The organism is Serratia sp. CY33802, from assembly GCF_052169095.1.
In the GTDB taxonomy this organism is placed as follows: Bacteria; Pseudomonadota; Gammaproteobacteria; order Enterobacterales; family Enterobacteriaceae; genus Serratia; species Serratia bockelmannii.
The window spans coordinates 969143-993122 of sequence record NZ_JBJNLL010000001.1; the positions used below are offsets into that span (position 1 = coordinate 969143).

The 23980-nt window shown below is 59.0% G+C and carries 24 protein-coding genes; 15 read left to right on the forward strand and 9 right to left on the reverse strand.

Annotation, left to right across the window (positions count from 1 at the left end):
- Positions 1-20 precede the first annotated feature (20 nt).
- Positions 21-614, reverse strand: a complete 594-nt coding sequence (ribA, locus tag ACJ8HA_RS04590) for a GTP cyclohydrolase II (protein ID WP_025303036.1) — start codon at positions 612-614, stop codon at positions 21-23.
- 279 nt (positions 615-893) lie between these two features.
- Here ribA and pgpB point away from each other — a divergent pair, with 279 nt between their 5' ends.
- Positions 894-1655: a phosphatidylglycerophosphatase B gene (pgpB, locus tag ACJ8HA_RS04595; RefSeq protein WP_043142522.1), complete on the forward strand. Its 762-nt coding sequence runs from the start codon at positions 894-896 to the stop codon at positions 1653-1655.
- Between the two features lie 22 nt (positions 1656-1677).
- Here pgpB and ACJ8HA_RS04600 read toward each other — a convergent pair whose 3' ends face one another.
- Positions 1678-2472: a DeoR/GlpR family DNA-binding transcription regulator gene (locus tag ACJ8HA_RS04600; protein WP_089180979.1), complete on the reverse strand. Its 795-nt coding sequence runs from the start codon at positions 2470-2472 to the stop codon at positions 1678-1680.
- Positions 2473-2860: 388 nt separating this feature from the next.
- On the opposite strand from ACJ8HA_RS04600, the gene ACJ8HA_RS04605 reads away from it, so the two are divergent.
- The 11 genes from ACJ8HA_RS04605 (at position 2861) to lapB (ending at position 13728) form a co-directional block, all read left to right on the forward strand.
- A complete protein-coding gene (locus tag ACJ8HA_RS04605; protein WP_043142526.1) occupies positions 2861-3664 on the forward strand; it encodes a transketolase in 804 nt (267 codons plus the stop codon).
- A 2-nt stretch (positions 3665-3666) separates the two neighbouring features.
- Positions 3667-4572: a transketolase family protein gene (locus ACJ8HA_RS04610; protein ID WP_089195944.1), complete on the forward strand. Its 906-nt coding sequence runs from the start codon at positions 3667-3669 to the stop codon at positions 4570-4572.
- 9 nt (positions 4573-4581) lie between these two features.
- Positions 4582-5382 (forward strand): GolD/DthD family dehydrogenase, encoded by an 801-nt coding sequence (locus ACJ8HA_RS04615; RefSeq protein ID WP_025303031.1) that lies wholly within the window; start codon positions 4582-4584, stop codon positions 5380-5382.
- Positions 5383-5445: 63 nt separating this feature from the next.
- Positions 5446-6378, forward strand: coding sequence for a D-ribose ABC transporter substrate-binding protein (locus tag ACJ8HA_RS04620; RefSeq protein WP_025303030.1), 933 nt, complete (start codon positions 5446-5448; stop codon positions 6376-6378).
- A 64-nt stretch (positions 6379-6442) separates the two neighbouring features.
- Positions 6443-7060 carry a DUF2291 family protein gene (locus tag ACJ8HA_RS04625; RefSeq protein ID WP_060447745.1) on the forward strand — a complete coding sequence of 206 codons (618 nt, stop codon included), beginning with the start codon at positions 6443-6445 and terminating at the stop codon, positions 7058-7060.
- A gap of 9 nt (positions 7061-7069) precedes the next feature.
- Positions 7070-8569 (forward strand): sugar ABC transporter ATP-binding protein, encoded by a 1500-nt coding sequence (locus ACJ8HA_RS04630; RefSeq protein WP_099817196.1) that lies wholly within the window; start codon positions 7070-7072, stop codon positions 8567-8569.
- A gap of 10 nt (positions 8570-8579) precedes the next feature.
- A complete protein-coding gene (locus ACJ8HA_RS04635) occupies positions 8580-9644 on the forward strand; it encodes an ABC transporter permease (protein ID WP_025303027.1) in 1065 nt (354 codons plus the stop codon).
- Positions 9637-11160 (forward strand): FGGY family carbohydrate kinase, encoded by a 1524-nt coding sequence (locus ACJ8HA_RS04640; RefSeq protein ID WP_197812530.1) that lies wholly within the window; start codon positions 9637-9639, stop codon positions 11158-11160. The genes ACJ8HA_RS04635 and ACJ8HA_RS04640 overlap by 8 nt, the downstream gene beginning before the upstream one ends.
- Positions 11157-11954, forward strand: coding sequence for an SDR family oxidoreductase (locus ACJ8HA_RS04645; RefSeq protein WP_025303025.1), 798 nt, complete (start codon positions 11157-11159; stop codon positions 11952-11954). Before ACJ8HA_RS04640 ends, ACJ8HA_RS04645 begins: the two co-directional genes overlap by 4 nt.
- A 292-nt stretch (positions 11955-12246) precedes the next feature.
- On the forward strand, positions 12247-12549 hold the full coding sequence (locus ACJ8HA_RS04650; RefSeq protein WP_025303024.1) for a LapA family protein: 303 nt from the start codon (positions 12247-12249) through the stop codon (positions 12547-12549).
- A gap of 6 nt (positions 12550-12555) precedes the next feature.
- A complete protein-coding gene (gene lapB / locus ACJ8HA_RS04655) occupies positions 12556-13728 on the forward strand; it encodes a lipopolysaccharide assembly protein LapB (protein ID WP_197812532.1) in 1173 nt (390 codons plus the stop codon).
- Positions 13729-13789: 61 nt separating this feature from the next.
- Here the strand turns inward: lapB and ACJ8HA_RS04660 are convergent, their stop codons facing one another.
- Together ACJ8HA_RS04660 and bhsA are read right to left on the reverse strand one after the other, a co-directional pair.
- Complete coding sequence (locus ACJ8HA_RS04660) at positions 13790-14089, reverse strand: Arc family DNA-binding protein (RefSeq protein WP_025303022.1); 300 nt, start codon at positions 14087-14089, stop codon at positions 13790-13792.
- Between the two features lie 172 nt (positions 14090-14261).
- A complete protein-coding gene (gene bhsA, locus ACJ8HA_RS04665) occupies positions 14262-14522 on the reverse strand; it encodes a multiple stress resistance protein BhsA (protein WP_025303021.1) in 261 nt (86 codons plus the stop codon).
- 329 nt (positions 14523-14851) lie between these two features.
- On the opposite strand from bhsA, the gene pyrF reads away from it, so the two are divergent.
- Complete coding sequence (pyrF, locus tag ACJ8HA_RS04670; RefSeq protein WP_025303020.1) at positions 14852-15580, forward strand: orotidine-5'-phosphate decarboxylase; 729 nt, start codon at positions 14852-14854, stop codon at positions 15578-15580.
- A 10-nt stretch (positions 15581-15590) separates the two neighbouring features.
- Positions 15591-15917, forward strand: a complete 327-nt coding sequence (gene yciH / locus ACJ8HA_RS04675) for a stress response translation initiation inhibitor YciH (RefSeq protein WP_025303019.1) — start codon at positions 15591-15593, stop codon at positions 15915-15917.
- Positions 15918-16107: 190 nt separating this feature from the next.
- On the opposite strand, the gene osmB is transcribed toward yciH, so the two are convergent.
- From osmB to ACJ8HA_RS04695, 4 genes are all read right to left on the reverse strand, one after another.
- Entirely contained in the window at positions 16108-16326 is a 219-nt protein-coding gene (gene osmB, locus ACJ8HA_RS04680) for an osmotically-inducible lipoprotein OsmB (protein WP_004945176.1), read from the reverse strand.
- 280 nt (positions 16327-16606) lie between these two features.
- Complete coding sequence (locus ACJ8HA_RS04685) at positions 16607-17353, reverse strand: DeoR/GlpR family DNA-binding transcription regulator (RefSeq protein WP_004930631.1); 747 nt, start codon at positions 17351-17353, stop codon at positions 16607-16609.
- Between the two features lie 50 nt (positions 17354-17403).
- A complete protein-coding gene (locus tag ACJ8HA_RS04690; protein ID WP_197812534.1) occupies positions 17404-19836 on the reverse strand; it encodes a formate C-acetyltransferase/glycerol dehydratase family glycyl radical enzyme in 2433 nt (810 codons plus the stop codon).
- Between the two features lie 4 nt (positions 19837-19840).
- Entirely contained in the window at positions 19841-20740 is a 900-nt protein-coding gene (locus tag ACJ8HA_RS04695) for a glycyl-radical enzyme activating protein (protein ID WP_197812536.1), read from the reverse strand.
- Positions 20741-20889: 149 nt separating this feature from the next.
- On the opposite strand from ACJ8HA_RS04695, the gene fsa reads away from it, so the two are divergent.
- Complete coding sequence (gene fsa, locus ACJ8HA_RS04700) at positions 20890-21555, forward strand: fructose-6-phosphate aldolase (RefSeq protein ID WP_151428577.1); 666 nt, start codon at positions 20890-20892, stop codon at positions 21553-21555.
- Between the two features lie 48 nt (positions 21556-21603).
- On the opposite strand, the gene ACJ8HA_RS04705 is transcribed toward fsa, so the two are convergent.
- On the reverse strand, positions 21604-23670 hold the full coding sequence (locus tag ACJ8HA_RS04705; protein WP_442515217.1) for a carbon starvation CstA family protein: 2067 nt from the start codon (positions 23668-23670) through the stop codon (positions 21604-21606).
- Positions 23671-23980: the final 310 nt, after the last annotated feature.

A 23980-nucleotide genomic window follows, 5' to 3' on the forward strand; every position in this document is an offset into this window, starting at 1 on the left:
TGTTTCCACCGCGGTAGCGATCACTTCTGGTCGAGCAAATGGCCCATTTTGGCGGCCTTGGTGGCCAGATAGCGTTCGTTCTTCGGATTGCGGCCGACGATCAGCGGCACGCGCTCGCTGATATTGATACCGGCTTCGGTCAGGATCTCGACCTTTTTCGGGTTGTTGGTCAGCAAACGCACCGCGTCGACGCCCAGCAGTTTGAACATATCGGCGCACAGGGTGAAGTCGCGCTCGTCGGCGGCGAAGCCGAGCTGATGGTTAGCTTCCACGGTGTCTGCGCCCTTATCCTGCAGGGCGTAGGCGCGGATCTTGTTCAACAGGCCGATATTGCGGCCCTCCTGGCGATGATAAAGCAGGATGCCGCGGCCTTCTTCGGCGATCTGCTCCAGTGCGGCTTCGAGTTGAAAACCGCAGTCGCAGCGCAGGCTGAATAAGGCGTCACCGGTCAGACATTCGGAATGCACGCGTGCGAGTACCGGCACTTCGCCGGAAATATCACCGAATACCAGTGCCAGATGGTCATGCCCGGTCGCCAGTTCTTCGAATCCTACCATCAGGAAATCGCCCCAAGGTGTCGGCAGTTTAGCCTCTGCCACCCGTTTAAGCTGCATGTCATTCTCCACAAAAACCTACGATTCAATCATTGTCGCGCATCCTAAGTCCGGTTCAGTGAATTGACCAAGACTAAAACGTGCTACGCCGATCTCTATTTCGTTAATTATCGGCTATTTTGCCACAACTTCTTGCCGGGCGGTGCTCAGCAAACCAGCAGATGGCGTTTTCTGGCCACCTATTATTGCGATAGGTTGCCTATCTGTTTAATTTTTCGCGTGTTATCAATATTGCACTCTTGTTACACTGCGGACTGATTCACGCAGAGGAAAACGGGAATGTATGAGATAGCGAAACGTACGGCGGGCGGCGCGCTGCTGCTGCTGTTGATGCCGCTGGTAGTATGGGCATCCGGCTGGCACTGGCAGCCCGGCGGCAATGATCGGCTGCTCAAAGCGCTGTACTGGGTGACCGAAACCGTGACCTCGCCGTGGGGCATTCTGACCAGCGCGATCCTTTGCGGTTGGTTTTTGTGGTGCCTGCGCTTTCGGCTGAAGCCGGCGATCGGTCTGGCGATGCTGCTTTTCGCCGCGCTGTTGATTGGGCAGGGCGTGAAGTCGTTGATCAAGGATCGGGTGCAAGAACCGCGTCCTTTCGTGGTGTGGTTGGAGCAAACTCACGGTGTGGACGGCAAGTATTTCTACTCGCTGCAGCGCAAAGAGCGCAGCGCGCTGGTGCGCGAGCAGTTGCAAGATCAGACGCTGGTGCCGAACTGGCTGCGCAAGCACTGGCAGTTTGAAACCGGCTTTGCTTTTCCGTCCGGGCACACCATGTTCGCTGCCACCTGGGCACTGTTGGGCGTAGGGCTGCTGTGGCCGCGCCGCCATTATAAAACCGTCGCGCTGCTGATGGTGTGGGCAACGGGTGTGATGGGCAGCCGTCTGCTGCTGGGCATGCACTGGCCGCGCGATCTGGCAATGGCCACGTTGATCAGTTGGTTGCTGGTGGTGATCACCTGCTGGCTGGCGCAGCGCTGGTTCGGTCCGCTGACGCCGCCGCCGCAAGAGCAGCAGGAAATCGCGGCGCGCAAGCCGGAATAATCACTTCTTTCACAGGCGCCGTTCAGGCGCCTGCCACCAAGACCTTAATGCCTACCTTTTCAAATGCCTGCAGTGCGGAATCGCTAATTCCGTTGTCGGTAATCAAATAGTCGATATGCTGCCAGTCACAAGGCAGCGCAAACATTGAAACCTTATCGATCTTGCTTGAGTCGGCCACCACATACACCGTGTTGGCTGCATTGATCATCGCCATTTTCAGTTTGATGTCGGTTTCGCTTGGGAAACTGAGCCCGTGGCGGGGCGAGATGCAGGCCGTCGCGAGGAACAGTTTTTGCGCCAGCACGTTTTCGAAGAAGCTGGCGGCTTTGTCCCCGGAGGTGGAGAGCGTAGGGAATTTGAATGAGCCCCCGGTCAGCAAAATATTCACGCCCGGTTCGCCGCCCAGCTGCAGTGCAATATTGACGCCGGTGGTGATAACGGACAGTTTCTTTATGTGATTCAGGTGATTGGCGATAGCCGTGGTGGTGGTGCCCGAATCAAGAATGATGGTGTCGCCGGGTTCGATAAAACCGGCGGCGAGCTTGCCGATGCGATCTTTGGCGGTCAGGTTAACCTGGCGTTCCAGCAGCATGGCATGAGTATTTTGCTTGCCATCAACCAGGGTTGCACCACCGTGGAAGCGCTGCACATAGCCTTGCTGCTGCAGGACGCGCAGATCGGTACGAATGGTCGCCTCGGTCAGCTTGAAGGTATCGGTAAGCATTTTGACCGTCGCCGAGCCGTCTTCGCGGATCATGTCGAGGATCTTTTCGCGCCGTTGCTGCATTTCCGCCAGCTGTTCGCTTTTGCTTTTCAATCGAAAGACTCCTGCACCTATCAGTACCTGTCAGTTCCCGCCACGCGGTTTGCTACGGCAACTCCTTATTGATGCGCTGAATTTTAGCTCGCGATTATTGATAAAGCCACGGATAAACTGCATTGGTTTTTGTTCGAAAATCAATGGAGTCCAATGAAATCAACGGTAAAAACTAAATCAAACTCGGTGATTTTACTTTATATTATTGTTATTTATTGGTTTTTATTGATTCTTTGATTGTCTGGTAAGCGCTTTTGCTTGAAATTTGATCTTGCCCACATTAATTATCGTTTTTGCTGCATATGATTTCCATTCGAAAATCAATGGCGAGTTAACGGATCAATTTCGATGCGATAACGATAATCAGGGCGCTTATGCAGAGGTGACGATGGACTTTCAGGCGATTAAAAACACGGCACGCCAGGCGCGCCGATATGTGGTGACCATGAACCATAAGGCAGGCAAGGGCCATACCGGCGCCGATCTGTCGGAGATCGACATCATCTGCACCTTGTATATGGCGGTGATGGATCGCAGCAATGCCCGGCCCGATCAGGATCGGTTCATTTTGTCTAAAGGGCATGGCGCCGGCGGTTTCTACTGCAGTTGCGCGGCGATGGGCTTGCTGGATCCTGCGGTGCTCGATCAGTTCATGGGCGACGACACCTTGTTGGCCGGGCATCCGGTGCGGCAGAAGCTGCCGGAGCTGGTGGAGATTAACTCTGGCGGTTTGGGGCATGGGCTGCCGATCGGCGTGGGGCTGGCGCTGGGCAACAAGCTGGCGGGGCGTGCGCATCGCCGCGCTTTCGTGTTGCTGGGCGACGGCGAACTGGCAGAGGGTTCCAATTGGGAGGCGGCGATGGCGGCCAGCAAATTTAAGCTGGATAACCTGATTGCCATCGTCGATCGCAACCGGCTGCAACTGGCGGGAAAGACAGAGGCCATCATGCCGCTGGAACCGTTGGCGGAAAAATGGCGCGCTTTCGGCTTTGAAACTCTGGAATGTGACGGCCACGATCCGGCGGCGCTGGTGGCGGCGATCCAACGCCCGAGCCAGGACAAGCCGCGAGTGATTTTGGCCAATACCGAAAAGGGGCACGGCGTGTCGTTTATGGCTAACGTTGCCGCCTGGCATCACGCGGTACCGGACGAACAACAGCTGGCGCAGGCGCTGGCGGAACTGGAGGGGTAAACATGCAGGATTTACGCGATGCGGTGGTAACGGCGTTGATCGAACAGCAACGGGCGGGTGCGGATCTGAGCGTGATGGTGGCGGATTCCACGTCCACGTCGAAAATCGCGCCCTTTGAGCAGGCTTATCCGGAGCGGGTGGTGAACGTCGGTATCGCCGAGCAGAACATGGTAGGCATGGCCGCCGGCATGGCGCTCAGCGGCCGCACGGTCTTTACCGCCAACGCGGCACCTTTCCTTTTCGCTCGTTCTAACGAACAGATGAAAAACGATGTTTGCTACACGGAGACCAACGTGAAAATGCTCGGCCTGAATGCCGGATTCGGCTATGGGCCGCTGGGGGCGACGCACCATTGCATGAACGATATCGCCATTGCCCGCACGCTGGGCAATCTCTGCGTCTATGCGCCTGCGGATGCGCGGCAAGCGGCAGAGATTGTCCGTTATGTTATCGCACAACCCGGCCCAGCCTATATCCGTATGGACAGCGACAAGTTGCCGGTGTTGAACGCGGATTACCAATTCCGTCCGGGAGAGCCGGAGGTGTTGCACCAGGGGGAAGATAACCTGGTGTTCTGTTTGGGCACGGTGGCTCATGAAGCGATGAAGGTGCTGGCATTGGGCGATAACCCGACCATTGTCTCTCTCCCTTCGCTCTGGCCACTCAATGAGGCGGCGGTAGTGGCGCTAATGCGCTCGCACCGCCGGGTGCTGACCATGGAGGAACATGCGCTCAGCGGTGGTTTAGGCACCATCATCGGTGAATTGTTGCTGCGGCATCAGCTGCCGCGGCCGTTTACCGCGCTGGGCGTGCCGGCTTACGAATTTACCCACAGCAGCAGCCGGGCGGCGCTGCGGCGGCAATACGCCATCGATGCGGCAGGATTGCATGCACAGTTAACTCAATAGGGGGATGCGATGGAGCGGAACGAATATGACGTTAATTTACGCTACGGTGTCGATAGCCGGATGTCGCTGGCAGGGAAGGTTGCGGTAATCACCGGCGGTTTGGGCGGCATCGCGATGGCAGCCAATCGCCTGCTGTTGGAAAAGGGCGCGCGCCTGGTGTTGATGTATCCGGCCTTTGAACAAGACAAGGCCGCGGCAGCGCTGCGAGAGTTGGGCGATGAACAGGTGTTCTGTCAGGTGTGCGACGTGACCGAACCCGACTCGGTGGCTGCCGCCTTCAACGCGGCTGAGCGGCGCTTTGGCCGGCTCGATATCCTGGTCAACTGCGCCGGCTACGTTAATTTGCAGCCGGCGACAGAAGTCACGCTCGAGGAGTGGCAGCGCCATCTGGCGGTCAATCTCACCGGGCCTTTCCTGTGCTCACAAGAACTGGCGCGCCGCGCGATAACCGCCGGCCACGGCGGGAAAATCATCAACATCGCGTCGCAGGCGGCTTCCATCGCCATTGACGATCACTGTGCTTACACCTCCGCCAAGGCGGGGCTGCTAGGCATGACCAAGGTGATGGCCAAAGAGTGGGCGCCGCACGGCATCACCGTCAATACGTTATCGCCCACCGTGGTGCTGACGCCTATGGGAGAGAAAGCCTGGCGAGGCGAAAAGGGCGAGGCGATGAAAAAGCTGATCCCACTGGGGCGTTTTGCTTATACCGATGAAATCGCGGCGGCGATCCTGTTTTTTGCCAGCAACGGCAGCGACATGATTACCGGCGCGGACCTGATGATCGACGGCGGTTTTACCATTTGGTAAGCGGCAACCGCAGCGATCGCCAACACCAGACGATGTTCAACACAACGATAAGAGAACACCATCATGAGAAAAATAGCCACTTACCTTACCCTGCTCACCGGTTTTGCCTTCACCTCTGCCATGGCGGCGGAAAAGGGCACGATCGCCATCCTCGTCAACTCATTGGACAACCCTTATTACTCCGCGGAAGCCAAGGGGGCCGAGGCCAAAGCCAAGTCTCTCGGCTATCAGACGCTGGTGCTGTCGCACGGCGAAGACGTTAAGCGCCAGGGAGAGCTCATCAGCCTGGTTATCGGCCGTAAGGTTCAGGGCATCATTTTGGATAACGCCGATTCCCAGGCCAGCGTCGCCGCCGTACAGCAGGCGAAAAACGCCGGCATTCCAGTGGTGCTGATCAACCGCGAGATCCCGGTTGATGGCGTGGCGTTGGCGCAGATCACCCATAACAACTTCCAGGCCGGCTCGGACGTCGCCAACCAGTTTGTGGAAAAAATGGGGGAAACCGGCAAATACGCCGAGCTGACCTGCAACCTGGCGGACAATAACTGCGTTACGCGTTCGCAGTCGTTCCACAACGTGATCGACCAATATCCTGAGATGGTCAGCGTGGCGCGTCAGGATGCCAAGGGTAATCTGCTAGAGGGGAAACGCATCATGGACAGCATTTTGCAGGCGCATCCGGACATCAAGGGCGTGATCTGCGGCAACGGCCCGGTGGCGCTGGGCGCAGTGGCGGCGCTGAAGGCCGCTGGCCGGCAGGATGTCACCGTGGTGGGCATCGACGGCAGCAACGATGAACGTGACGCCATTCTTAACGGCAACCTCTACGCCAGCGTGATGTTGCAGGCGCAGGCTATCGCTGCGCAGGGCGTTGAAATCCTCGACGGTTATTTCCAATCCGGCAGCTATACCGGCAAGGAACGCGTGATGTTCCGCGGCATCCTGATCGGCAAAGACAATGCGCAACGGGTCAGTGACTTCAACTTCAAACCGTAACCCGCGCTGAGCGGCGTCTTTCACCACCCCGTCCTGGCGGCGGGGTGCGATCGGAGGTGTTGTTATGTCGATGCGCATTGCGTTGACCCTCATCGTCGTCCTGGCGTTGAGCGGTTGCCGTATCGTCTCGGAGAAAAAGCTGGCGGAGCTTCGCTCCCCGGTGAATCCACATGTGGCGCAGGCAGCGGAGATTTACCGCAGCAAAATCGCCCCGCAAGTGGTCAAAACGGCGCAGCCGCTGGGCGAGCTGATCGCCCGGATCGCCCAGGCCAAGGATTTTGACAGCGCTTGCGGCCTGCTGGGGTACCGTGCTCAACCGGAGTTTCCTTGTTACTTCAACGTTAAGGTCAGCGGTGAAGTTGCGGCGGTCAACACCCGCTCGCGCAGCGGAAAATTAACGCTCGCACTGACCGATGCGCCGCTCAGCAGCGTGGAGGTGCAGATCGGGCCGGTCTACCGCGGTACGGCGTTACGCGACAGCTATCGCGGCCTGAGCTACAGCGATTTCAATGACCAAGCGCTGTTCGGCGATTTTGCCAGGGCGATTAACCAGGCTTCGATCGACGAACTGGCCGGATCCCAGCCCAAGGTGGGTGACCACATTACCGTGTATGGTGTATTCAGCAGCTGGCAGGCACCTGCCGAGCCGCTGTTGATCACGCCGGTGCGCATTCAACCTTAAGGGGGCGTGATGAGCGATCCGATCATTATTCAAACGCGCAACGTTTCGCGTCTCTATCCGGGCGTCACCGCGTTGGATAGCGTGTGTTATCAAGTGTTTCGCAACCAGGTCAACGTGCTGATCGGCGAGAATGGCGCCGGCAAGTCGACCATGATGAAGCTGCTGGCGGGGGTGGAAACCCCGTCCTCCGGCACTATCGAGCTGGAGGGGAAAGCGGTGACGTTAACCTCCACGCAGCAGGCGGAGCGGCTCGGGATCAGCATTATTTTTCAGGAGCTGAACCTGTTCCCCAACATGTCGGTCATGGACAACATTTTTATGGCCAACGAGTTCTTCCAGCGCGGCCGTATCAATGTGGACTACCAGTATCAGCTGGCCAAATCCTTGCTGCAGCGGCTGGAGTTGGATATCGATCCGCATACGCCGTTGGGCAGCCTCGGTATCGGTCATCAGCAGCTGGTTGAAATTGCCCGTGCCCTGGCGAAGGACACCCGGGTGCTGATCATGGATGAGCCGACGTCGGCGCTGAGTCAGGCCGAAGTGCGCACGCTGTTTCGGGTGATCGCCGATCTGAAAAAACGCGGCGTCACCATCATCTACATTTCTCACCGACTGGAAGAGCTGATGGAGATTGGCGATCGCATCACGGTGTTTCGCGACGGGCGTTTTGTTGCCGCCGAACCGGTCAGTAACGTCAGCATTCCGTGGATCATCGAAAAGATGGTGGGGGAAAAGAGCAAGCACTTTGATTATTGCGCGGCAGAACAAGGGGATGAAGTGTTGAAGGTCGAACAGCTGACGCTGCCGCGTGAAAACGGCGGCTATTGCCTTAACGACGTCAGTTTTTCACTGCGCAAAGGGGAAGTGATCGGCATTTATGGCCTGCTGGGGGCCGGCCGTACCGAACTGTTCAAAGTGCTCAACGGCGTGATGCGCCAGACGGCAGGTCGCATTTTGCTCAACGGCAAAAGCGTGGAGCGGCTGGGATTCCGTCAACGCATGGCGTTGGGCATGGCGCTGGTGCCGGAAGACAGGCAGGCGGAGGGGTTGGTGCAGATGATGTCGATCAAGGCCAACATGACCCTGGCCAGCCTGGGACGTAATGCGCTACGGCCGTTGGCGTCGGCCGGGGAGTGTACGTTGGTCGATGGCATGATCGAAAAACTGGCGATCAAGGTCAGTGACCGGGAGCTGCCAATTACCAGCCTGAGCGGCGGCAATCAGCAGAAAGTGGTGTTGGGCAAGGCGCTGCTGACCGGGCCGCAGGTGGTGTTTCTTGATGAGCCGACGCGCGGAATTGACGTCGGTGCCAAAACGGACGTTTACCACCTGATTGGCGCGATGGCGCGCCAGGGGTTGGCGGTGATGTTCTCTTCATCGGAGCTGGATGAGGTGGTCTCACTGGCCGACCGGGTGATGGTGATGGCGGACGGGCAGCTGACGGCCGATCTGCCGCGTGAACGGGCCGATCGCGAAACGCTGATCCGCGCCTCAACCCCTCATGCATAAGGATAAGGCAATGCAAACCAAGTATCGGTTGTATATGTATTTGCTGCAGGCGCGCACCTTCATCGCCCTGTTGCTGGTGGTGCTGTTCTTCAGCAGCATGGTGCCGAATTTTCTGACCGTCTCTAATCTGCTGATCATGACGCAGCACGTGGCGATTACCGGGCTGCTGGCGGTTGGCATGACGCTGGTGATCCTCACCGGCGGCATCGACTTGTCGGTCGGCGCGGTGGCCGGTTTGTGCGGGATGATTGCCGGTGCGCTATTGACCGTCGGTATCCCGCTGTGGGAGGGCAATCGGCTGTTTCTCAACATTTTTGAAGTGATCGGCGCGGTGGCGCTGTTGGGCGTGTTGTTGGGTTTGATCAACGGCACGCTGATCACGCGGCTCGGCGTTGCGCCATTCATCTGCACCCTGGGTGCGATGTACGTGGCGCGTGGGGCGGCGTTGCTGACGGCGGACGGCAAAACCTATCCCAATCTGGTGGGCATGGAAGCGCTGGGCAACACCGGTTTCGCTGTCCTGGGGTCTGGCACCTTCCTGGGAATTTACAACCCGATTTGGCTGATGTTGGCCATCGTGTTGTTGGGGATCTATCTCACCAAGAAAACGCCGCTGGGCCGTTATATCTATGCCATTGGCGGCAATGAGCCGGCGGCGCGGCTGTCGGGGGTGCCGATTGTCAAAGTGAAAATGTTCGTCTATGCGTTTTCCGGGCTGTGTGCGGCGCTGGTGGGATTGGTCATCGCTTCTCAATTGCAAACCGCGCACCCGATGACCGGCAATATGTTCGAAATGGACGCCATCGGCGCGACGGTGCTGGGCGGTACGGCGCTGAGCGGTGGTCGCGGCAGGGTATTCGGTTCGATCATCGGCGCCTTTGTGATCGTTTTTCTGGCGGACGGCTTGGTGATGATGGGCGTCAGCGAGTTCTGGCAAATGGTGATTAAAGGGCTGGTGATCGTCACCGCCGTGGTGATTGACCAGTTCCAGCAGCGTTTGCAGAGCAAGGTCATTCTGATGCAGCGCCAGGAAAAAAAAGCGGTGCAGCCGCTGGCTGAGGTGAGCCATGGTTAAAGCGGATTGCATTGTCGCGTTGGACGAGGGCACCAGCAACGCCAAGGCCGTGGTGGTGGATGCGCAGGGTACGATCGTCGCCAGGGCCAGCAGGCCACTGACGTTGCAGACGCCGCAGCCCGGTTGGGTGGAGCAACGGGGCGAGACCTTGCTGGCGGCCTCTCTGGCGGTATTGCGGGAGGCTATTGCGTTAGCCGGATCATCCCGCATTGCCGGTATCGCCATCAGCAACCAGCGTGAAACCGCCATCGGCTGGCGGCGTTCCAACGGCCAGCCTATCGGGCCTGCCTTAACTTGGCAATGCGCGCGTTCCGCCGATTTCTGCGAACGGCTGCGGCGCGATCGGCAGGAGGAAGCAGTGCGTCGCGCCACCGGTTTGCCGCTTTCACCCTTGTTCTCGGCGTCGAAAATGCGTTGGTTGCTCGATCACTGCGAAGAGGGACAGCGGTTGGCGGAGAACGGCGAGCTGTGCCTGGGCACCATCGATGCCTGGCTGCTGTGGCAGTTGAGCGGAGGACAGGCATTCGGTTGCGATATCTCCAACGCCGCTCGCACTCAGCTGCTGAACCTTGTTTCCGGCGATTGGGACGAGCAGATGCTGGCGCTGTTCAATATTCCCCGTCAGGCGCTGCCGACGATCCATCCCTCCAGCCATCTGTTCGGTACGACGTTGGGATTGGACGGCATTGCCGACGGCATTCCAATTGCTGCGATGGTAGGGGATTCGCATGCGGCGCTTTATGGCCATGCGCTGGGTCAGGCTGGGCAGGTCAAAGCCACCTATGGCACCGGATCATCGGTGATGGCGCCAATCGCCGACGCGCAATGCGATACGAGCGCTCTGGCAACGACCATCGCTTGGCATGACGGTGGACGCATGCAGTACGCACTGGAGGGCAATATTCCCCACACCGGCGACGCTATCGCCTGGATGCTGGATATCGCCGCCATGCCGTCGAAGGACGAAGCGCCGTTGAGTGAACTGCCTGTTCGCGTGCCCGATAGCGGTGGTGTCTATTTTGTACCGGCGCTGACCGGTGCCGGCGCACCCTGGTGGGATGAGCAGGCGCGCGGCGTGATTTGCGGGCTCAGCCGCGGCACGCGGCGAGAACATTTGGTGCGGGCCGCTTTTGAATCGGTGGCTTATCAAATCGCCGATGTGATCGGCGTACTGCGGCAACAACCGGGTTTTGCGCTGCAGGGGCTGATGGCCGATGGCGGCCCCAGCCGCAATGACTGGCTGATGCAGTTTCAGGCCGATCTGCTGGGTTGCCCGGTGTGGCGCAGCAACACGGCGGAACTGTCGGCCCTGGGGGCGGCGTTGATGGCGATGCGCAGCCTGTGGGGAGCTACCGATCGGCAACTGGCGGCACTGTCGCCTCAACATGATGAGTTTAAACCCGATATGCAGCGCCACCACCAGCTGCAGGAAAGCTACAGCGCGTGGCGGCAGGCGGTACAGCGCACCTTGTGGCGGCCGCAGATGGCCTCATTGATAACAGGAGAACAATCATGAATCGTGACTTCACGGGGAAAACCGTGGTGATTACCGGCGCATGCCGCGGCATTGGCGCCGGTATCGCCGAGCATTTCGCCAGTTTGGGTGCCAATCTGGCGATCGCATCGAATGCGGAGCGCATTCTGACCGCGGCGGAAACGCTGCGCCAGCGTTATCGGGTGGCGGTGCTGCCGGTCATCCTCGACGTTACCGATGAAGCACAGGTAGTTGATTTTTATCGTCAGGTCTGGGAGCGATTTGGCGCGATCGACGTTTCTATTCAGAACGCCGGGGTGATCACTATCGATCGTTTTGACCAGATGCCTAAAAGCGATTTTGAGAAAGTGTTGGCGGTAAATACTACGGCGGTCTGGCTCTGTTGCCGGGAGGCGGCTAAATATATGGTCGGCCAGCGCAAGGGGCGCCTGATCAACACCTCTTCCGGCCAGGGGCGTAACGGGTTTATTTACACACCGCATTACGCCGCCAGCAAAATGGGAGTGATCGGCATTACGCAGAGTTTAGCGCTTGAGCTGGCGACACATGGCATCACCGTCAATGCATTCTGCCCCGGCATCATTGAAAGCGAGATGTGGGAATATAACGACCGCGTTTGGGGAGAAATTCTCAGCGGCCCGGAAAAAACTTACGGCAAAGGGGAGTTGATGGCCGAGTGGGTGGCGGGTATTCCGCTCAAGCGTGCCGGGCAACCCGAAGATGTGGCGGGTCTCGTGGCCTTCCTTGCCTCAGATGATGCCGATTATATCACCGGCCAAACCATCAATGTGGATGGCGGGTTAATCATGTCTTAACGTGACGATGTCACAAAAAGCGCGGCGTCGGATCGGCGCCGCATCAATCGCTTACATTTTCCCGCCATTGCAATCCACACGGTTGCCCCCATATCCTTATAAATTCGACGTTTTGAGAAGCTTTCTCATCAATTTGTTCGCTAAAGCCGTTTACTGCCGAATATGCCAGCAGATATGTGGTTTTATCGTGCCGCAGGGTTTCCCTGCCGCAGCGGGAAATGCTAACTTAAGGGTTAGGGACGCCACGTTTTGGCATCGTTCATCCGATTCACTCGGCATCGCGGGAAAGAATGTGAAATATTTGCTGATTTTTTTGTTGGTTCTGGTGATCTTCGTGATTTCCGTCACTTTGGGTGCGCATAACGATCAGGTGGTCAATTTTAACTATCTGGTTGCGCAGGGCGATTATCGCGTATCGACCCTGTTGGCCACGCTGTTTGGCGCCGGCTTCGTTCTCGGTTGGATCATTTGCGGCCTGTTCTACCTGCGCACGCGCATTGCGCTGGGCCGCGCCGAGCGCAAGATCAAAAGGCTGGAGCTGCAGCTTGAGCAGCCCGCTGAACCGGCGGCTCAGGCCGTTGTCAGCAAGGAATAACCCTCTATGTTAGAACTGCTGTTTCTGTTGCTGCCCGTGGCTGCCGCGTACGGTTGGTACATGGGGCGCAGAAGCGCTCAGCAGGATAAACAGCAAGAAGCCAACCGCCTGTCGCGTGAATACGTGGCAGGGGTGAACTTTCTGCTTTCCAACCAGCAGGATAAGGCGGTCGATCTGTTCCTCGACATGTTGAAAGAGGACAGCAACACCGTTGAGGCCCACCTGACGTTGGGCAACCTGTTCCGCTCGCGCGGCGAAGTCGACCGTGCTATCCGCATCCATCAGGCCTTGATGGAAAGCGCTTCCCTGACCTTCGAACAGCGCCTGCTGGCGGTACAGCAGCTGGGCCGCGACTATATGGCGGCCGGGCTGTACGATCGCGCGGAAGACATGTTCAGCCAGTTGACTGACGAAGCGGATTTCCGCGTATCGGCGCTGCAGCAGTTGCTGGTGATCCATCAGGCCACCAGCGATTGGCAGAAAGCCATCGACGTGGCGGAAAAGCTGGTCAAGCTGGGCAAAGAGAAACAGCGCGTCGAGATTGCGCATTTCTACTGTGAGCTGGCATTGCAGGCGATGGGCAGTGACGATCTCGATCGGGCGATGAGCTTACTTAAGCGTGCGGACGCGGCCGATAAACAGTGTGCACGAGTATCCATCATGTTCGGGCGCATCTACATGGCGCAAAACGACTACGCCAAAGCGGTAGAGTCGCTGCAGCGCGTACTGAGCCAGGACAAAGAATTGGTCAGCGAAACGCTGCCGATGCTGCAGGAATGCTACACGCATCTGCCGGAACAACAGCACAACTGGGCTGAATTCCTTAAGCGCTGCGTAGAAGAGAACACCGGCGCTACCGCCGATCTGATGTTGGCCGAGATCATCGAGCAGCACGAAGGGCGCGACGTGGTGCAGGTCTATATCAACCGTCAGCTACAGCGTCATCCCACTATGCGGGTGTTTTATCGGCTGATGGATTATCACCTGGCGGACGCCGAAGACGGCCGTGCGAAAGAGAGTCTGCTGTTGTTGCGCGATATGGTCGGCGAGCAAATTCGCACCAAGCCGCGTTACCGCTGCCACAAGTGCGGATTTACCGCACACTCGCTCTATTGGCATTGTCCGTCGTGCCGCGCCTGGTCATCGGTCAAACCGATCCGCGGTCTGGACGGACAATAACGCGGCGGCGCGACAAAATAAAACGGGGCGATTCATCGCCCCGTTTTTCTACGTTCATCGCTTACTTTTTCTTGCCGCCTTTGGCGCCGGTTTTCAACAGCTGACGCAGTTTCTTCAGCTCTTTCTGGCTCAGCGGCTGTTCAATCTCTTCTTCAGTGCTTTGATTGTCGATCTCGCCGTGGTGCAGCTCATCCGCCTTTTTGGTCGGTTTTTCTGCCTTGGCGGCGGGGGCGCTGAAGCTGCTTTCCAGGCGCTGGCACACTTCCACGCTCAATGAAAACTCGTTTTCAGCGGCGGCGGCGCGGATTTTTTCCTTCAGTGCCAGAGGAATTTTAATGGTAAGTGTCGATATCTCGCTCATTTTGAAAGCCTTTCTGCAGGAAGATGCCTTCAAGCTAAGCCACTGGCGATCGGGTGTCTAGTGTGTAATAAAAATTTAATATTTTTGTAACAGTGTAAGGCGAACAAGATGCGGTTTTTTCAGGCGGGAAACAGAGGCAGGGCCCGAGCGAGCGGGCCCTGTACCGGAAACATTATTTGTAGATGACCGCGGTGCCGCTCAGCATGTTGTTACCACCGGCGGAGATGATGCGGTAGCTGCTGGCGCCCTGGGCATCCGCTTTAGCGGCCAGTTTTTTCTCCAGGCTGCTGAGGGTGGTCGCATGACCTGCGGAAACGACGCCGGTGGCGGTCAGGCTATCGGCCTGCTGGCTGCTGATCGGCTCAGCGGCGAAAGTGGCGAAAGAGGTCAGTGCGATAGCGGCAGCGGCTGCAAAATATTTGATGGTTTTCATAGGTGACTCCAGTCTGTTTATTTAGGAAGGAAGCCATTCGCTTCCGATGTGGTGAATAATAAAGCATCTTGGCCGATTGAAAATCTGATAATGCTGAGTAATTTATTCAAAATATTTGATTGATAATTTACGCATCTTTACGGCGTTTTACGCTGCGTGGTTTATCGCTGGCGCGCTTTCGTTGACGCGCCATGACAAAGGTGAGAGGTAGCATGACAGAGCGCCGGTGCGCGCTGCGGCTGGGATTTCTGGCCCCCGGCATGTAGAATGCGGCGGTCAGTTTCGCGGGTGAGTCCCTGATTATGTCTATTTTACAGAAGGTAGAAGAAATGAAGTCTGAAAATAACGCTAATAACAATGACTTAAAATCATCTCCAATCGTTGTGGCGTTAGATTACGCCGATAAGAATGCCGCGCTGGCGTTCGCCGACCGTATCGATCCGCAAGACTGCCGGCTGAAAGTGGGCAAAGAAATGTTCACGCTGTTCGGGCCGCAGCTGGTGCGCGATCTGCACGGGCGTGGCTTCGACGTATTTCTTGACCTGAAATTCCACGATATTCCCAATACCACCGCGCATGCGGTCGCGGCGGCGGCCGAGTTGGGCGTTTGGATGGTCAACGTCCACGCCAGCGGCGGCGCGCGCATGATGACCGCCGCTAAAGAAGCGCTGACGTCATTCGGGGCGGATGCGCCGCTGCTGATCGCCGTGACGGTGCTCACCAGTATGGAAGCGGAAGACCTGCGCGGCATTGGTATCGAAGCCAGCCCGGCGGAACACGCCGAGCGCCTGGCGCGCCTGACCCGCGACTGCGGGCTGGACGGCGTGGTGTGTTCGGCTCATGAAGCGCAGCGCCTGAAGGCCGCCTGCGGGCAGGCTTTCCAGCTGGTGACGCCGGGGATCCGCCCTGAAGGCAGCGCGGCGGGCGATCAGCGCCGCATTATGACGCCAGTGCAGGCGCAGGCCGCTGGCGTGGACTACATGGTGATTGGGCGTCCGATCACCCAATCTGCGGATCCGGCCGCGACGCTGCGCGCGATCCGCGCCTCTTTGGCCTGAGGAACCGCCGATGAATGACGATAACAGCCGCCTGGTGTATTCCACGGACACCGGCCGCATCAAGCAGGAAGACGTTAAACCGCAACGCGCCAAGGGCGACGGCATCGTGCGCATCCAGCGTCAGACTAGCGGCCGCAAGGGGAAGGGCGTGTGCCTGATTACCGGCGTCGATCTGGATGACGCTGCGCTCGACAAACTGGCGGCCGAACTGAAAAAGAAATGCGGCTGCGGCGGTTCGGTGAAAGACGGGATCATCGAGATCCAGGGCGATAAACGCGATCTGCTCAAACAGCTACTGGAAGCCAAAGGCATGAAGGTCAAACTGGCGGGCGGTTGAGGCGAATCGCCATGCCGCAGTGCAATGCTGCGGCATGGCTTGAGGCTGTTGCTGCCGGGGGTTAGCCCGTTAACGGCGAAAGAACCATAGACTTAAAGTAAAGCAGACCTGAAATCATCGTTATTCTGGTTAATACGTCAAAGCGCCTCGGCGCTTTTGCCCGCCTGTCGGCAGAGGAACATCGGAAAGGTTATTTGCCAACCTGGTGACCGATGATGCCCCCTACCGCAGCCCCACCCAGTGTGCCCAACGCGCTGCCGTCTGTCAGCACTGCGCCGCCGACTGCACCGGCGCCGGCGCCGATAGCGGTGTTGCGATCGCGTTTGGACATGTTGGAACAGGCGCTCAGTGAAAACGCCAGAGTCAGAGCCAGAGCGGCGGTGGCGAAACGTTTATTGATAATCATCATAATGACTTCTCCTTAGCATTGGCTATATGGAAGTGCCCTCTAAGTATAGGCGCTAACCATAAATCAGGCCTGCTGTTGATTCCCGTACAGTATCGATATAAAAAATGGCACTTTTTGTTAACGGCCGAATAATTAGCAGGTTACGGTCCAAAAGTGACCGAAACTGAGTATAGGTTTCTCTGAAAGGATAAACAGGTAAATAGTCTTAAAATCCCGTTGCACAAGGGAAACGGCGCGCGGCGTGGCCCGCGCGACGCGAGAGGTGCGGTGGCGGCCCGCGTTATTCGTTGACCAGCTCCACCTGTACGCCCTGGCGTTTCAGCTGATGCTGATACTCCAGCGCCAGGCGTGAATCGGTGATCACTCGGCTGATTTGCCCCGGCTGCGCCAGCGGGTTGGGTTGGATCTGGCCGAATTTGCTGGAGTCCGTCAGCACGATATTCTCCACGCCCTTGGCCAGCACCGCGCTGACCACGTCGGCGCGCATCATGTCGCGGCCGGTAAAGCCGGTTTCGGCCTGAAAGCCGTCAATGCCGATAAACGCCTTGTTGAAATGCACCTGCTGAATGCACAGCCGTGTGAGCGGGCCGACCACGGTCTCGCTTTTCTTCTGATACATGCCGCCGAGGACAATCACGTCGCAGTCGGTTTCTTTCAGCAGGTTGGCGATATAGTGGCTGACGGTGATCAGCGTAATACGCTTGCGTTCGGCGATGTAGCGCGCCAGCAGGGCGTTGGCGCTGCCGCTCTCGATGAAGATCGTCTCACCGTCGTTGACCTGCGCCGCGGCGTACTGTGCCAATCGTTGTTTGAGGGTGAAATTGGACATCATGCGAGCGTCGACGTCGTCGCTTTCCAACGCCACGGCGGAACCGTGTACGCGCTTCAAATAACTGCGTTTTTCCAGCAGGTTGAGATCCTGCCGGATGGTGACTTCCGATACGCCCGAGGCCCGCGCCAGCTCATTGACGCTGATCCGCCGGCGATCGTTAACCAACTGCAATATGGTCTGTTGTCGTAAATTCATATCGGCCTGATGATGCGGCCGCCAAGGCGCGGCCGCTAAGAGTCAAAGGTTTAAAGAGTATGTTCTGTGCGCGCAATAATATCATCCTGCGCCTCAGGGGATAATGCGGTAAAGAAAGCGGAATAGCCAGCTACGCGAACCACTAAATCACGATATTGGTCAGGGTGTTGCTTCGCCGCCAGCAGCGTTTCGCGCGACACGATGTTGTACTGCACATGCCAACCGCGATAGCTCTCGAAGAAGGTGCGCAACATCAGCATCAGCTTTTCCCGATCGCGCGGGTTGTCCAGCGTCGCCGGATTCAGCTTTTGATTGAGCAGCACGCCGCCAAGGATCGCCTCGGTTGGCAACTTGGCGAGCGAATTGAACACCGCCGTTGGCCCCAGGTGGTCGGTGCCGGACGCCGGGCTGGCGCCTTCCGCCAGAGGCTGGTGCGCCTTGCGCCCATCCGGCGTGGCCAGGGTGGCGGCGCCGAAGGGCACGTTGGCCGAAATCGACGAGGTGCCGGCGTAGTAGCCGCCGCCGATCGGCCCGCGGCCGAAGCGGGTGTTGCGGTACTGTTTCAGTTCTTCGATGTAGGTTTGGTAGGCGCGCACCAGCAGCCGATCGACCTCGTCCACATCGTTGCCGTATTTGGGCGCGGCGTTGAGCAGCCGCTGACGCAGCTGTTCGCCATCCAGTCCGGCGAAGTCTTCGGCCAGCGCGGCCGCCAGCTGCTGCTGGCCGATTGCCCCTTGGTCGAACACCAGTTTGCGCACCGCCGCCAGGCTGTTGCCCAGGTTGGCGATGCCGACCTGCAGGCCGGAAACCCAGTCGTATTTGGCGCCGCCTTGCTTGATGCTTTTGCCGCGTTCAATGCAGTCATCCACCAGCGCGGAGCAGAGGATATCGTGGGCGTTCTCCTCCAGCACGCTGTCCACCACGCACTCGATCTCGATCGACTTGCGCGTGTAGTAGCGAATTTGCCGATCCCAGGCGGTTAAGACCTGTTCGAAATCGGCGAAGTTTCCTTTGGACAGCGCCTGTTCCTGCGGCAGGAAGATCTGCCCGGAGGTGGCGTCGCGGCCTTGTTCCAGCGCCGCCAGCAGCACGCGGGCGAAGTTGATGAAGCTCATGCCGGTGCAGCGATAACCCCATTTGCCGCCGACGGCGGTCTCGATACAGCCGATGGCGGCGTAGTCGTAAGCGTCCTGCGGCTCGACCCCCAGCTTGATGAACTCGGGAATGACGATTTCGTCGTTATTGAATGCCGGCATGCCGAAGCCGCAGCGGATCACCTGTACGCAGGCGTCGAGGAAATCGGCGCTCATCCCGGCGTGGTAACGCACGCTGAGGTTGGGCTGGGTGGAACGCAGGCGGCCGCAGGATTCGAGAATGGCGTAGGACAGCGGATTGACCGCGTCACACGGCCGCCCATCGACCCGTTTTTGCCCGCCGATGGTGACGTTTTGGTACAGCGGGCTGCCGGCGGAGGCCTTGGAGTGCGAGCCGGAGCGGATCTTGTTGATCTCCAGCAGCTTCAGCCAGCAGCTGTGCAGCAGCTCGATGGCGTCTTCCCGCGCCAGGTTTTGCTCCAGCTCCACGTCGCGCCGATACCAGGGATAAAGATATTGGTCGAGGCGACCGAAGGAAACCGAATGGCCGTTGGATTCGATCTGCAACGTCAGCTGGATGAAATAGCACAGTTGCAGCGCCTGCCAGAAGGTTTGCGGCGGGCGATGGGCGATCAGGTCGCAGTTGTCTGCGATAGCCAGCAGCTCGGTGCGACGCCAGTCGCGGGTTTCGCGTTGCGCCATATCGCGCGCCAGGCGTGCGAAGCGTAGGATGTGCTCACTCAGCGCCGTCAGCACGATATCGATAGCGTTGAGAAACTGCGCTTTGTGCAGATCTTCCCACTCGGTCAGGCGCAGGCGGCTGCGGCGCGCGTTCACTTTTTCGCGCAGGCCGTCGAGGCCATGTTCCAGTAGCAGCGGGAAGTTGACCGCCAGATGGGCGTCGCCAGAGGTCATGTTGCCCTCGGCCTTGATGATGCCGGTGGCCAGCAGCGCCTTTTGTTCGTCGGTGAACATGCCGTAGCAGCGATCCTGCACCGTTTGGCCGCGCCACCATGGGCACAGACGGTGCAAAATCGCCTTATTCTCTTCGCTGACCGAGAAGCCGGCGCCCGGCCGGTCTGCCAACTGGTCTATCTCGTTTTCTATCCAGCCGACGGTGTATTCGGGGAAGATCGGCGCGGCGCGCAGCTCGCTGGCCTGGTTGCCGACGATCAGCTCGTCGTTGGCGATCCAGATGCTGCGCTTCGCCAGGTGGTTGGCCAGCGCCAGCGCACGGCGCGCCGGCAACGGCCGATCCTGATGCTGCTGATAGGCCTCGGTATAGTGCTGCGCGCGTTCGGTGCACACCGGCGGTTTGACGATGTGGATCAGCGCGTTCTTATGCGCCTGAATACGGGCGCTGAGGGTGGTCAAATCCAATGTGGTCATGGCGTTATCCTCGCAAAATGGCGGTCAGGCCTTTGGCGCCGGCGTACGTTTCGGCGAAGGCCAGCAGATCGGGCGCGTCCAGCGGTGTGCGGGCGGCGCGGTAGGGTTCGCCGAGCAGGTGATACTTGTTGATGCCCAGCGTGTGGTACGGCAGAAAGTGGATCTCCGATACGCCGATCTCGTCGGCGGCGAAGTCGACAATCGCGCGGACAGAGTGGCGATCGGCATTGAAATCGGGGATCAGCGGTACGCGCACGGTCATTGGCACGCCGTGCGCCGCCAGCCGGCGAAAATTGTTCATCACCCGGCGGGCCGAGCCGCCGGTCCAGGTTTTAAAACGCGCTTCATCGGTGTGTTTGAGATCGGCCAACAGCAGATCCAGCCAGGGCAACGAAGGGGCGATGTAATGCCACGGTACGTGCAGACAGGATTCGACGGCGGTGTGGATGCCGGCTTCGCGACCGCGCCGCAGCAGCTCCGCCGCGGCCTCCGGCTGCATAAAGGGTTCGCCGCCGGACAGCGTTAAACCGCCGCCGCTGCGCAGGTAGAAAGGCTTATCCCGCATCACCTCGGCCATGATATCGTCGGGGTTGACCACGCTGCCGCACAGGCTGAGCGCGCCGGTTGGGCAGGCGGCGGCCAGCGCCGCGTAGTCGTCTGCGCTGATGACGTCGCGCCGCAGCGTCAGTGCGCCCTCGTCACGTAGCAGGCCTTGTGGGCAGCGCTCGGTGCACAGCGTACAGCCGCTCAGACACAGGCGCTCGTCAAACAGCAGATCCGCGTGGCGCGAGCGGCTTTCCGGGTTCTGACACCAGCGGCAGCTCAGCGGGCACCCTTTTAAAAAGACCACGCTGCGGATGCCGGGGCCATCATGGGTCGAGTAGCGCTGCAGATTGAAGAACATGAATCACCCGTTTGGCGTTGCTGAATCTTTCGCCATTAAAGATCTTTCGAATGAAAGTTGAATTGATTTTGATCAAAAGTTGACGGGGTTTTTGCCCTATGATGATCAGAGTTTGAATCCGCCCACAGAACATGACACAGGAGTCCGTGATGGAGCTTTATCTCGATACCGCCGATGTGACCGCGGTAAAACGCCTGGCGCGCATTCTGCCGCTGCACGGCGTCACCACCAACCCGAGCATCGTGGCGAAGGAAGGCAAGCCGATCTGGGAAGTGCTGCCTGCGCTGCGCGACGCCCTTGGCGGCACCGGCAAGCTATTCGCGCAGGTGATGGCGGCCGATGCGGAGCGCATGGTGGCGGAGGCGTCGCTGCTCAGCCAGCGGGTACCGGGGCTGGTGGTGAAGATCCCGGCAACCGCGGAGGGATTGGCGGCGATCAAGAAGCTTAAAACGATGTCCATCCCGACGCTGGGCACCGCGGTGTACGGTGCCGGGCAGGGGCTGTTGGCCGCCTTGGCCGGGGCGGAATATGTGGCGCCTTACGTCAATCGGGTTGACGCGCAGGGCGGCGACGGTATTGAAATGGTGCACGAGCTGCAGCAGCTGCTGAGCCTGCACGCGCCGTCGGCGCAGGTGCTGGCCGCCAGCTTCAAAACACCGCGCCAGGCGCTGGAATGCCTGCTGGCGGGCTGCCAGGCCATCACGCTGCCGGTGGACGTCGCGGAGCAGTTCCTCAGCGTGCCGGCGGTGCAGGCCGCGGTCGAGAAATTCGAGCAGGATTGGCAGGGGGCCTTCGGCTCAACGCTGTTAGGCTAAAGCCAGTAAAAAGGGCGCCGCGGCGCCCTTGCTTGATGCTCGGTTCGTTTAGCCGCGGCCGGTCTCCTCTCGCAGCGCGGCGCCGACCTCGTGCGTCGTCGGCTGTTCGGAACGCAGCGCCCGGCGGATCGCGAAGAAGGCGGCAATCAGCATGGTTACCGCCACCAGCATAAAGAACCCGCACAGCGCGGCGTTGATCTGGTTGCTGAACACGATGGTTTCCATGTCTTTCAAAGACTTGGCCGGCGCAATGATCGTGCCTTGCTCGATGCCGGTGGAGAACTTCTTCGCCTGCGCCAGGAAACCGATGCTCGGTTTCTCGTGGAAGATCTTCTGCCAGCCGGCGGTCATGGAGGTCACAAACAGCCAGGCGGTCGGTAAAATGGTGACCCAAGCGTAGCGCTGTTTTTTCATCTTGAACAGCACCACGGTGCCGAGGATTAGCGCCATCGACGCCAGCATCTGGTTGCCGATACCGAACAGCGGCCACAGGGTATTGATGCCGCCGAGCGGATCGACCACGCCCTGATACACGAAGAAACCCCAACCGGCCACCGCCACCGTGGTGCCCGCCAGGTTGCCGAACCAGGAGCGGTTGTTGGCCAACTGCGGTACCGCCACGCCCACCAAATCCTGCACCATAAAGCGACAGGCGCGGGTACCGGCGTCGACGGCGGTCAGGATGAACAGCGCTTCGAACAGAATGGCGAAGTGGTACCAGAAGGCCATCATCGCCCGGCTGTTGAACACCTCGCTGATGATGTGCGCCATGCCCACGGCGAAGGTCGGGGCGCCGCCGGCGCGCGACAGGATGGAGTTCTCGCCCACCTCTTTGGCGATCAGCGCCAGCGTTTCCGGCGTGACGATAAAGCCCCAGCTGTTGATCACCTGCGAAGCATTTTCCACCGTGGTGCCGATCAGTGCCGCCGGCGAGTTCATGGCGAAGTAAACGCCCGGATCAAGCACCGAGGCACAGATCAGCGCCATGATGGCGACGAAAGACTCCATCAGCATGGCACCGTAGCCAATAAAGCGAATGTGGCTTTCGCGTTCCACCAGCTTGGGCGTGGTGCCGCTGGAGACCAGCGCGTGGAAGCCGGAAATGGCGCCGCAGGCGATGGTGATGAACAGGAACGGGAACAGGGCGCCGGCGAACACCGGGCCGCTGCCGTCGATGAAGCGCGAGACCGCCGGCATTTTCATCTCCGGCATGGCGAAGACGATGCCGATAGCCAGGCCGATGATGACGCCGATTTTCATAAAGGTGGAAAGGTAATCGCGCGGCGCCAGCAGCAGCCACACCGGCAGCACCGAGGCGACGAAGCCGTAGATCACCAGCACCCAGGTCAGGGTGGTACCGTGCAGCGTGAAGAACGGCCCCCAATAGGGATCTTGCGCGACGTTGCCGCCGTAAACGATCGCCAGCAGCATCAGCACGAAGCCAATCACCGAAATTTCAGCGATTTTGCCCGGCCGGATAAAGCGCATGTAGATGCCCATGAACAGGGCGATCGGGATGGTGGCGGCGATGGTGAACAGCCCCCACGGGCTGTCGGCCAACGCTTTTACCACCACCAGCGCCAGCGCCGACAGGATGATGATCATCACCCCCAGTGCGCCGAGCATGGTGATCACCCCGGCGAATGCGCCCAGCTCTTGCTTGGCCATTTCCCCCAGCGAACGGCCGTCGCGGCGTGTGGAGATGAACAGCACCAGGAAATCCTGCACCGCGCCGGCCAGCATGACGCCGATCAGGATCCAGATGGTTCCCGGCAGGAAGCCCATCTGCGCGGCCAGGATCGGCCCCACCAGCGGCCCGGCACCGGCGATGGCGGCGAAGTGGTGGCCGAACAGCACCCATTTGTTGGTGGGCACGTAGTCCAGGCCGTCGTTGTGACGTTCTGCCGGGGTCAGACTACGGTCATCCAGTTCAAAGACCTTGTCGGCAATGAACCGGCTGTAGAAGCGGTAGGCGATGCTGTAGCAGGCGACGGCGGCGACCACCAGCCAGACGGCGTTGACGTGCTCGCCACGGCTGAGCGCCAGCATGGCGAAAGCGAAGGCGCCGACCAACGCCACCAGCAGCCAGATAAATCCGGACCTGATGTTTTTCATGAAACAACTCCTTGGCGTGCAGAGGTAAAAATCAACGTTGTTATTAGGAATGACGTTTTAACAGTAGAAGTTTTGCCGCCGAACCGCGGCAGGTCGGATGAGAAATGTGAAGCAGGTGGGGTTTTAGTGTAAAAACAACGTGATGAAACCGCGTTGGCGCAGGCTGTCGCCCACACCATCCTGAGCAGTTATTCATTCTGCATTTTCACGGCGCGCACAGCGAATTATCGTCGTTTTTTATCTGGGCACGGCGTCTGGCGGATTATTATTTTATCTGTCGAGGCGTGCCGAAATAAAATTATTCATGCCG

Bases quoted from the DNA above. Each gene is read 5' to 3' on its own strand.
- ACJ8HA_RS04645 (WP_025303025.1), top strand. From the start codon at position 11,157: ATGAATCGTGACTTCACGGGGAAAACCGTGGTGATTACCGGCGCATGC.
- ACJ8HA_RS04685 (WP_004930631.1), bottom strand. From the start codon at position 17,353: ATGAATTTACGACAACAGACCATATTGCAGTTGGTTAACGATCGCCGG.
- ACJ8HA_RS04690 (WP_197812534.1), bottom strand. From the start codon at position 19,836: ATGACCACATTGGATTTGACCACCCTCAGCGCCCGTATTCAGGCGCAT.
- ACJ8HA_RS04625 (WP_060447745.1), top strand. From the start codon at position 6,443: ATGTCGATGCGCATTGCGTTGACCCTCATCGTCGTCCTGGCGTTGAGC.
- osmB (WP_004945176.1), bottom strand. From the start codon at position 16,326: ATGATGATTATCAATAAACGTTTCGCCACCGCCGCTCTGGCTCTGACT.
- ACJ8HA_RS04620 (WP_025303030.1), top strand. From the start codon at position 5,446: ATGAGAAAAATAGCCACTTACCTTACCCTGCTCACCGGTTTTGCCTTC.
- lapB (WP_197812532.1), top strand. From the start codon at position 12,556: ATGTTAGAACTGCTGTTTCTGTTGCTGCCCGTGGCTGCCGCGTACGGT.
- ACJ8HA_RS04605 (WP_043142526.1), top strand. From the start codon at position 2,861: ATGGACTTTCAGGCGATTAAAAACACGGCACGCCAGGCGCGCCGATAT.
- yciH (WP_025303019.1), top strand. From the start codon at position 15,591: ATGAATGACGATAACAGCCGCCTGGTGTATTCCACGGACACCGGCCGC.
- ACJ8HA_RS04695 (WP_197812536.1), bottom strand. From the start codon at position 20,740: ATGTTCTTCAATCTGCAGCGCTACTCGACCCATGATGGCCCCGGCATC.
- fsa (WP_151428577.1), top strand. From the start codon at position 20,890: ATGGAGCTTTATCTCGATACCGCCGATGTGACCGCGGTAAAACGCCTG.
- ACJ8HA_RS04640 (WP_197812530.1), top strand. From the start codon at position 9,637: ATGGTTAAAGCGGATTGCATTGTCGCGTTGGACGAGGGCACCAGCAAC.
- ACJ8HA_RS04615 (WP_025303031.1), top strand. From the start codon at position 4,582: ATGGAGCGGAACGAATATGACGTTAATTTACGCTACGGTGTCGATAGC.
- pyrF (WP_025303020.1), top strand. From the start codon at position 14,852: ATGAAGTCTGAAAATAACGCTAATAACAATGACTTAAAATCATCTCCA.
- ACJ8HA_RS04630 (WP_099817196.1), top strand. From the start codon at position 7,070: ATGAGCGATCCGATCATTATTCAAACGCGCAACGTTTCGCGTCTCTAT.
- ACJ8HA_RS04660 (WP_025303022.1), bottom strand. From the start codon at position 14,089: ATGAGCGAGATATCGACACTTACCATTAAAATTCCTCTGGCACTGAAG.
- pgpB (WP_043142522.1), top strand. From the start codon at position 894: ATGTATGAGATAGCGAAACGTACGGCGGGCGGCGCGCTGCTGCTGCTG.
- ribA (WP_025303036.1), bottom strand. From the start codon at position 614: ATGCAGCTTAAACGGGTGGCAGAGGCTAAACTGCCGACACCTTGGGGC.
- bhsA (WP_025303021.1), bottom strand. From the start codon at position 14,522: ATGAAAACCATCAAATATTTTGCAGCCGCTGCCGCTATCGCACTGACC.
- ACJ8HA_RS04610 (WP_089195944.1), top strand. From the start codon at position 3,667: ATGCAGGATTTACGCGATGCGGTGGTAACGGCGTTGATCGAACAGCAA.
- ACJ8HA_RS04635 (WP_025303027.1), top strand. From the start codon at position 8,580: ATGCAAACCAAGTATCGGTTGTATATGTATTTGCTGCAGGCGCGCACC.
- ACJ8HA_RS04705 (WP_442515217.1), bottom strand. From the start codon at position 23,670: ATGAAAAACATCAGGTCCGGATTTATCTGGCTGCTGGTGGCGTTGGTC.